This window comes from Mucilaginibacter sp. (genome assembly GCF_036383575.1).
In the GTDB taxonomy this organism is placed as follows: Bacteria; Bacteroidota; Bacteroidia; order Sphingobacteriales; family Sphingobacteriaceae; genus Mucilaginibacter.
On sequence record NZ_DASVOB010000401.1, the window covers coordinates 1 to 7,614 of the forward strand.

Annotated in this window: 7 protein-coding genes and 2 pseudogenes; 6 read left to right on the plus strand and 3 right to left on the minus strand. The window is 41.5% G+C overall.

Features of this window, described 5'->3' with window-relative positions; genetic code table 11:
- A partial coding sequence (locus VF500_RS13935) for an SHOCT domain-containing protein (protein WP_330860247.1) occupies positions 1 to 206 on the plus strand: 206 nt, incomplete at its 5' end.
- Positions 207 to 335: 129 nt separating this feature from the next.
- Here the strand turns inward: VF500_RS13935 and VF500_RS13940 are convergent.
- The 3 genes and pseudogenes from VF500_RS13940 to tyrS form a co-directional block, all read right to left on the minus strand.
- Positions 336 to 788 carry an RES family NAD+ phosphorylase gene (locus VF500_RS13940; protein ID WP_330860248.1) on the minus strand — a complete coding sequence of 151 codons (453 nt, stop codon included), beginning with the start codon at positions 786 to 788 and terminating at the stop codon, positions 336 to 338.
- Positions 788 to 1,282 carry a type II toxin-antitoxin system Xre/ParS family antitoxin gene (gene parS / locus VF500_RS13945; protein ID WP_330860249.1) on the minus strand — a complete coding sequence of 165 codons (495 nt, stop codon included), beginning with the start codon at positions 1,280 to 1,282 and terminating at the stop codon, positions 788 to 790. Before parS ends, VF500_RS13940 begins: the two co-directional genes overlap by 1 nt.
- Positions 1,283 to 1,473: 191 nt before the next feature.
- Positions 1,474 to 2,757: pseudogene (tyrS, locus tag VF500_RS13950) on the minus strand (tyrosine--tRNA ligase).
- A gap of 428 nt (positions 2,758 to 3,185) precedes the next feature.
- Between tyrS and VF500_RS13955 the strand changes: the two are divergent.
- The 5 genes and pseudogenes from VF500_RS13955 to VF500_RS13975 all read left to right on the plus strand — a co-directional run.
- Positions 3,186 to 3,857: a hypothetical protein gene (locus tag VF500_RS13955; protein ID WP_330860250.1), complete on the plus strand. Its 672-nt coding sequence runs from the start codon at positions 3,186 to 3,188 to the stop codon at positions 3,855 to 3,857.
- Positions 3,858 to 4,058: 201 nt separating this feature from the next.
- Positions 4,059 to 6,026 carry a 30S ribosomal protein S1 gene (gene rpsA, locus VF500_RS13960; RefSeq protein WP_129569382.1) on the plus strand — a complete coding sequence of 656 codons (1,968 nt, stop codon included), beginning with the start codon at positions 4,059 to 4,061 and terminating at the stop codon, positions 6,024 to 6,026.
- Positions 6,027 to 6,211: 185 nt separating this feature from the next.
- Positions 6,212 to 6,604, plus strand: a complete 393-nt coding sequence (locus tag VF500_RS13965; protein WP_330860251.1) for an ACT domain-containing protein — start codon at positions 6,212 to 6,214, stop codon at positions 6,602 to 6,604.
- Between the two features lie 213 nt (positions 6,605 to 6,817).
- Entirely contained in the window at positions 6,818 to 7,366 is a 549-nt protein-coding gene (gene pyrR / locus VF500_RS13970) for a bifunctional pyr operon transcriptional regulator/uracil phosphoribosyltransferase PyrR (protein ID WP_330860252.1), read from the plus strand.
- Positions 7,367 to 7,507: 141 nt separating this feature from the next.
- A pseudogene (locus VF500_RS13975) lies at positions 7,508 to 7,614 on the plus strand (aspartate carbamoyltransferase); the annotation flags it as partial.

Sequence of the window (7,614 nt, forward strand, 5' to 3'; positions counted from 1 at the left end):
ATGCAGCACCTGCCGCACCGGTAACTCCACCAGCACCGGTTGCAGCACCAGCACCTGTTGTACAGGAAACACCGTCGTCTGCACCTGCCGCCAAACCAGATGAGCTTACCGAAAAACTAAAGAAACTAAAAACACTGTTTGATAATGGCCTTATCTCGCAGGAAGAATATAATGCCAAAAAACTCGACTTGTTGAGCGATCTTTAGAAGTCATTGAGTCATTATAAAAAAGGCGATGGAAGTAGTTTCCATCGCCTTTTTTGTTATTAGATCATTGGTCAAGTTCTATTCCTCTAATACAATGACTTAATGACGATTTATCAAATGACCTAATGACTAAAGAAGCCTCCTGTCAAACCCGAAAGGCTCTCTTTTCAAAAGTTTCACATCAAAAGCATCGGGATGCAGGGGATTAAGGAGGTAATTATATTCCGCAGGAACAATTGATGAGGGTACTTTCATTAATAAGTATTCCTGCTTTTTGAGAAATGCGTCCCCAAATTCGCGCAAAATTACGGAACCAGATATATCCCTCCAATCTTCAGGTAAACGTTCAATATCAACTGTGGTTATTTTATCATCCGGCACCTCGATGTCTACAAGACAGTAATTGCCCGGAATTATCAAGGGATCTAAATGGACCAAGACTTCCAGCACTGCCAATGATCTTGATGAAGCCAGGTAAAGCATCGGTTTACCCTCACTGTTCCAGCGGCCACCGTATAATCGCGCTCCGGTACCACTTAGGTCCGCAGCATAGTTACATTTAGTAATACGGTAAAGTATCATCAGGCAAAAATACCGTGCTCTATACGGCCAAGCTCTTTGAAAACCATATCAAAACCAGCCGAAGTATCCAAAATAGTTACAGGAGCTTCACCCCTGAAAACCACCGACGGTGTTTTGATCCAGATCTTGAATTTATCCATCGATTCAAAAACTTCCTCTCCGCGAGTGTAGAGCCGCGCAAGCTCAATAGCTTTTTCTGCATATTCGGTTTTGATAATGACATCATCCTCGTATCGCTGTAAGGTACGCTCAGAGATATGAAGTATATTGGCAAGCTCCTGGATATTAAGGGAGATTTTTTTTGCAAGAGAAAGCAAAGCGCTTTTCGGGAATCCCTTACGGGCCAGGCTGATGATATCAAAATCAGAAGAAGCTTTTACCTGCTTTGAACCATTCAATAAACTATAAAACGAAGGCATCGCACCCTGAACAACATAGGCGGCCATTGGCTCATTGACCTCATTTTTAGTATCCGGCTTTGGCTTATACGACATATGTACAAATATAATTACCATTTGTCGTATTTGCAAATATTTGGCTAACAAAAAAGCGACGGGTTTTATTTAACCTATCGCTTTTCTATCATTGGGTCATTTCGTCATTAAATCATTAATCGTGCTAATGACTTAATGACAATTTATCGAATGACTTAATGGCAATTTATCGAATGACTCAATGGCCTAATTTATTCCGCAACTATTAAAAAGTAATTCTTTTTACCTTTTTGAGCTACAATGAATTTACCTCCTATCAGCGCATCATTATTATACACATCATCGACGGTACCTATCTTAACTTTATTGATAGCAACGCCACCGCCTTGTATCATTTTTTTTGCTTCGCCTTTTGAAGCAAAAACTGAGGTCTTAGCTGCTAACAGGTCAGCAGCATTAATACCTTGCTCCAGTTCGCTTACCGCTATAGTATAGTTAGGCACCCCCGCAAACAAACCCAATACTTCGTTTTCACTCAATTCGTTCAAAAACTCGATACCTATATTACCAAACAAAAATTCCGATGACTTGATCGCTTTTTCATATTCAGCTTCACCATGCACGCGAATGGTAATATCTTTTGCCAAAGCTTTTTGCAGTATACGAGTATGAGGAGCAGCATCATGCTCAACTTCCATAACCTCTATAACCTCACGATCAAGCAAGGTAAAAATACGGATGTATGATTTGGCGTCAACCTCGGTAGTGTTTAACCAAAACTGGTAAAACTGGTATGGCGAAGTGCGCTCAGCATCAAGCCATACCGCACCGCTTTCGGTTTTGCCAAATTTGGTACCATCAGCCTTTTTGATCAGGTTGGTAGTTAAGGCAAAAGCCTCGCCACTGTCTTTACGGCGGATCAACTCAGTACCGGTAACAATGTTACCCCACTGATCGCTGCCGCCCATTTGTAGTGAGCAGTTATGGTGCTTCCACAAGTAATAAAAATCGTAGCCCTGTACCAGTTGGTAAGTAAACTCAGTGAATGACATACCGGTGTCACCTTCCAGTCGTTTCTTTACCGAATCCTTGGCCATCATGTAATTAACGGTGATGTGCTTACCTACATCACGGATAAAATCAAGAAAAGTAAAGCTTTTGAACCAGTCGTAGTTGTTCACCATTTCGGCGCTGTTGGCACCGGTGTTAAAATCAAGAAAACGGGTAAGTTACTTTTTTACAGCTTCCAGGTTATGTTGCAGCACATCCTCTGATAACAAATTACGCTCGGCCGATTTGCCCGATGGATCGCCCACCATGCCGGTAGCACCACCAACCAAAGCATAAGGTTTATGGCCTGCGCGCTGAAAGTGGATCAGGGTCATGATCTGGGTAAGGTGGCCAACGTGCAATGAATCGGCAGTTGGATCAAACCCGATATACCCCGAAGCCATACCTTTATTTAACATATCCTCGGTTCCGGGCATTTCGGTATGCAGCATGCCGCGCCAGCGTAATTCTTCAACAAAGTTCATATCAAGTTCTGTTTCAAAAAGGTGCAAATATAAAAGAATAATTGGGGGAAGGAGGTAAAATTGATAGATAAGACGCGGGCGGTAATGTGATCATTTCATGAGAAATTCTATTTGCAGGCGATAGGAGGCACCTACGGAGCCGAAACAATGAATTTATATTTTCTACAAACATGGTACTCCTCCGGAGTTGTGTTTTCACCATCTTAAACTCCGGAGGAGTACCATGTTTATAGGAAGAAACGCCAAACTTTTGGCTCCGTAGGTGCCTCCTTTTACGCCTTTAATGTTTCGGGAATTGACGTAAGCATCAACCCCGCGTCGTCAATTTAATAATCCCTTACCGGGTTAACTATAGGTAAACTCTGTTTCAAATAATTACTTATATTTTGTATCTTGAGCAAAACCGGGTATTTTGCAAAGCAAGGGCTATGAATTTTTTATCACATTTTTATTTCGACAGGCATACTGCCAACTGTTACCACGTGCTGGGAACGGTACTGCCCGACCTGTTAAAAAATGCCGATAAAACCATTATCCTCCACCCCGAAAAACTGCACCATACTGATAACGAGATCAATTCTATTATAGACGGATGGAACAAGCACCTTGATGTAGATCGTTATTTTCACTCGTCCGACTTTTTCACCACGCGCTCACATGAGTTAAAAAAGCTGCTTGCCCCTGCCCTTTCAGGCTCGCCGGTTAAGCCTTTCTTTTTAGGCCACATAGCATTGGAGCTTATTATCGATAACCTGCTGCTCACAACAGGTAAAATAAGTGTTAACGAATTTTATGATCACCTGAGCGGTTGCCGGGAAGATAAAATAAAGGAGTTTTTAATTTTTGCCGGACTTAAGAACACTGATGTTTTCTTTAAATTTTACGAAGGATTTAAAAAAAGCCAGTACCTGCATACCTATGCGGAAACACATCAGATAGCTTATGCACTTAAACGGATTTGCATGCGGGTTTGGAATAATCCCTTTACACCGGAGCAGGAAGCACTGATGGATGAAATATTAAGCACCTACCGGGATGAAATGCTGAATGATTTCATGTTGATTTTTGAAGAGATCGAGCACAAATTAACAAGCGTTTAAAACAATCTACAGGCATCAAACACCTCCCTAAAGTGCTGTTTTACACTCCTATCGGATAATCAGCACCAAAAAACTGTCTTTTTCAATGCAAAATGGCCTGAATATAAGCAATTAACATTAAAAAATTTCTTTTTTCAATAAAATATATCCGTACCTTTGCAGTCCCAATTAACAAATTGGGAAAAGGAGAAAAATTATTTAATGGCAAAAAAACAAGAAGCAGAAAAAGAATTAAAAGCGAAAGAAGCTGAACTGGGTACAGTTAATGCGTCTGGCGAAAAGGAAACTATTGAATCAGAAGCTGATTCAATCTCTATCGAAGAGATCAAATCAAAAATTGCAGCTACACCAAGCGAAGATTTCGACTGGGATGCTGACGACAAAAAATTTGGTAACTACAGCGATGACGACCGTGAGAAATTTGAGAAATTGTATGATGGAACTTTCAGCTCTATCACCAAAGGCGAAATCATCACCGGTACTGTTGTTAACGTTAACAACAAAGATGTTGTGCTTAACGTAGGTTTCAAATCAGACGGTTTAGTATCAGTATCAGAATTCCGTGACACACCAGATCTTAAGATCGGTGACAAAGTTGACGTTTTTGTTGAGTCGCAGGAAGACGCTAACGGTCAGTTAGTACTTTCACGCAAACGTGCAAAAACTCAAAAATCATGGGAGCGCATTAATTCAGCCCTTGATAATGATGAGATCATCACCGGTTTTGTTAAGAGCCGTACTAAAGGTGGTTTAATTGTTGACATTATGGGCGTTGAAGCCTTCTTACCTGGCTCACAGATCGATATCAAACCTATCAGGGATTACGATGTGTACGTAGGTAAAACTATGGAATTCAAAGTTGTTAAAATCAACCACGAATTCAAGAACGTTGTGGTATCACATAAAGTGCTTATCGAAGACGATCTGGAAAATCAAAAAACAGAAATTGTTGCACGCCTTGAAAAAGGTCAGGTATTGGAAGGTACCGTTAAAAACATTACCGACTTTGGTGTATTCATTGACCTTGGTGGTGTTGACGGCTTACTGCACATTACAGATATTTCATGGGGCCGTATTGAGCACCCACGTGAAATTTTGGCATTGGATCAAAAGATCAACGTTGTTGTTCTTGACTTTGATGACGAGAAAAAACGTATCGCTCTGGGCTTGAAACAATTAACCCCTCACCCTTGGCAAAGCCTTTCTGAAGAAATTCAGGTTGGTTCAAAAGTTAAAGGTAAAATCGTTACCGTTGCTGATTACGGCGCATTCCTTGAAATCATCCCTGGTGTTGAAGGTTTGATCCACGTATCAGAAATGTCATGGTCACAAAACCTGCGCAACCCTCAGGAATTCCTGAAAGTTGGTGACGAGATCGAAGCTCAAGTATTGACTTTAGACCGCGAAGAGCGCAAAATGTCATTAGGTGTTAAACAATTAACTCCTGATCCATGGCAAAACGCTGCTGAAAGGTATGCAGTTGGTACTCAGCACGTAGCTACAGTTAAAAACATGACCAACTTTGGTGTGTTTGTTGAACTGGAAGACGGCATCGACGGCTTGATCCACATCTCTGACCTTTCTTGGTCTAAAAAAGTTAACCACCCTAACGAATTCACTAAAGTTGGTGAAAAATTAAACGTGGTTGTACTTGAACTTGATGTTGAAAACCGCAAATTGAGCTTAGGCCACAAACAGCTTGAAGAAAACCCTTGGGATACATTTGAAACTATCTTCACTATCGACTCGATCCATGAAGGTACTGTTATCAAAGTAACCGACAAAGGTGCTATCGTAGCTTTACCTTACGGTGTTGAAGGCTTTGCGCCAACCAAACACCTGGTTAAAGAAGACGGCAAGAGCCTGAAAGCTGAAGAAGCTGCTGAATTCAAAATCATTGAATTTAACAAAGAAAACAAACGTATCGTTATTTCACACTCACGTATCTGGGAAGAAGCCCGTGCTGATGCCCGCGTACAGGAATTTGAAAACCGCAAAAAAGAAGCAAAAGCTGCTACTAACGCGGTGAAAAAAGTGAAAGATTCTGTTGAAAAATCAACTTTAGGCGATCTTAGCGTATTAGCTCAGTTAAAAGAGCAAATGGAAGGTGCTGAAAACAAAGCCCGCAAGGCTGCACCTGCTGCTAACAGCTCTGAAGAAGAAGCATAATTTAGCTTAACACTTTATACAAGCCTCCCGATAAATCGGGAGGCTTTTTTGTTGGGTGAAACTTTTTGATTTGAATTACATGTCATTGCGAGGTACGAAGCAATCGCATGCTATACAGGGCGGCTATACTTCCGTGCGATTGCTTCGTGCCTCGCAATGACATGTTTTTAATTTACTTTTGTCATATGACCGGAGAAACCAACCTCAATACCCTGCTTAAAAACATGACACCAGCGCTTAATGAAGGTGATTATGTTTATTGCACAACATCCTCGTTAACTAACATCAATACCGATGACATTATAGCGTTTTTTAAAGAACAGGAAGCTATAACCCTTATCCTCAAAAAGGAAACCGCCGATAAATTAAACCTTGAATATACTTACATTGCCGCCTGGATCACATTAACTATCCATTCATCATTAGAAGCAACCGGGCTGACCGCAGCATTTGCAACCGCGCTGGCTAAAGAAAATATCAGCTGTAATGTGGTGGCAGCCTATTATCATGACCATATTTTTGTAGCGAAGAAGGATGCGGAAAGGTCGATGACAGCTTTGAAGAAGCTATCAGAATAATCCTCATTCCCGACTCCCACCCGTCATTGAAGCAATCGCAAACTTTACAGGGCGGCCATAAAAACGACTCTATACGTAGGAGATTGCTTCGTTCCTCGCAATGACACCGTGAAGAGCGCCTGTTAAAAAAGAGTTGCGACTAAACCCCACTTTCAAAACTCATCCTCCAAAACTGAAAACAAATTATTACTTTTGCCCAAATCCACCCATACGATGCAAAATCTAACACTGCTCGACGGACAAAAGTTTCAAATCACTATACAACGTTTATGTCGCCAGTTAATTGAAAATCATAACGACTTTTCAAATACAGTATTAATTGGTATTCAGCCACGTGGCATCTATTTAGCCAAACGCGTTGCCGAAGAACTAAGAAAGATCCTTCCCGAGAAAAACATACTGCAAGGCGACCTCGACATTACTTTTTACCGCGATGATTTCCGCCGCCGTGAATCACAACTCGTGCCTAATCAAACCAAAATAGATTTTATTATTGAAGGCAAAAAAGTGATCATGATGGATGACGTACTATGGACAGGCCGCACTATCCGCGCCGCCATGGATGCCCTGCAGGCGTTCGGCAGACCGGAAAAGATAGAGCTGCTGGCTTTGGTTGACCGCCGCTACTCCCGTCATATCCCGGTATCAGCAGATTATGTAGGTATCGAGGTTGATTCTATCGCGTCGCAAAAAGTAGTGGTAAGCTGGAAGGCTACTGATGGTGAAGACAAGATAGTTCTTGTTTCAGAGGCACAGGAATAATATAATAATATGTCATTGCGAGCGATAGCGTGGCAATCGCATGCTATACAGGGCGGCTCTGCCTCCGTGCGATTGCTTCGTACCTCGCAATGACATAACTAACAACAACAAGGATTAAATACAAATAGGATCATAACCGACATGGCAGGACTGAGCACACGACACTTATTGGGTATAAAAGATTTGAACCGGGCAGATATTGAGCTGATATTTGAAACTGCCGATACTTTTAAATCTGTTTTAAACCG